The sequence below is a fragment of the Vibrio sp. YT-15 genome, from assembly GCF_033337445.1.
GTDB classification, from domain to species: Bacteria; Pseudomonadota; Gammaproteobacteria; order Enterobacterales; family Vibrionaceae; genus Vibrio; species Vibrio alginolyticus.
On sequence record NZ_JAWOQR010000074.1, the window covers coordinates 1 to 1,423 of the forward strand.

Sequence of the window (1,423 nt, forward strand, 5' to 3'; positions counted from 1 at the left end):
CGGTGATGCCATCAAAGCATTGCCGTCAGGTAAAACGTCGACGGTCGCTCGCATTGTGACCTTCGATGGCGACATTGAAGAAGCGCAAGCTGGTCTAGCCGTTACGCTGACTCTGAATGATGAAATTGACATCAGCCGTGGTGATTTGATCGTGCTGGAGAACGCGCAAGTGCGAACCACCAACCATTTGCTTGCCGATGTGGTGTGGATGACTGAGCAGCCGTTGCAACCTGGTCGCGATTACGACATCAAGATTGCAGGTAAGAAGACCGTTGGTCACGTAGAGTCGATTCGTCACCAGTACGACATCAATAACTTGTCGACACATGGTGCTGCGGAACTGCCTCTAAATGGCATTGGTTTGTGTGAGTGGTCGCTCAATGAATCAGTAGCTTTGGACAATTACCAAGACTGCGCAGATACCGGTGGTTTCATCATCATCGATCGCCTAACTAATGTGACCGTTGGCGCTGGCATGGTGAAAGAAAGCTTAACAGAGCTTGAACGCGGTTTGGCTGATGTATCTGCCTTTGAACTTGAGTTGAACGCCCTTGTTCGCAAACACTTCCCGCATTGGGAAGCTAAAGACCTAAGCCAGTTACTCAAGAAGTAATGGCAGTAAACCTAGGGACGTTATTAGTGTCTAGGTTCACAGCCTAACCGAGTGCGAAATGCGGTTAGGCTGCCTCTAACACCGGAATGTTCAGTGAAGCCCAAGAAAATCTGAGCATTCTGGCACTCTTTTTCGCTTTGCTTTGCTCTGGTTACTTGTTTTATCGCTCTACACAGTGTCGTTGTGTTGCGGTTTGTTTCGCTCGTTTCGGGCTGTTTGGTAAGGAAAGGCTATGTGGGAACAAGGATTCGTCTTCGCGCTTTTGCTTGGCATTATCACTTGTTTGCTTGTGACTAAGATTAAGCCGAGCTACGTTTTTGCTGGTGCAGCCTTTATTGCTTTCATGGCGGGAATGATGGATTCCACGACCATTGCTGCGAACTTTACCAACTCATCATTGTTAACTTTGGTCCTGCTGATTCTCGCTTCTTGTGCATTAGAAAAAACGTTACTGATCAGTTGGGTGAGCCGTAGTATTTCAGAAGGTCATTTAGGCAGTGTGATCGCCAAGCTTGGGTTATCGACCGCCTTACTGTCTTCCTTTACCAACAATACGGCCGTTGTTGTGTCTTTGATTGGTGCGATTAAACGCAATCAACAGCACGCGCCTTCTAAGCTACTGATTCCACTTTCTTACGCGGCGATATTTGGCGGCACATTAACGCTTATTGGTACTTCGACCAACCTTATTATTAATAGCTTTGTGGAAGATACAGGGCTACCGAGTCTGAGCTTTTTTACTCCGACGATGATTGGTTTGGCTGTCTTAGCGGGTGGTCTTTTAATTCTTATTCCGCTGAGCTATTTGCT

2 protein-coding genes are annotated in these 1,423 nt (G+C 47.2%); both read left to right on the forward strand.

Annotated features, from left to right (window positions below):
* The coding region (locus R7D93_RS25335; RefSeq protein WP_411976819.1) for an elongation factor 1-alpha C-terminal domain-related protein at nt 1-613 on the forward strand (613 nt) is incomplete at its 5' end.
* A 232-nt stretch (nt 614-845) separates the two neighbouring features.
* On the forward strand, nt 846-1,423 hold a 578-nt coding region (locus R7D93_RS25340; protein ID WP_318129561.1), incomplete at its 3' end, for an SLC13 family permease.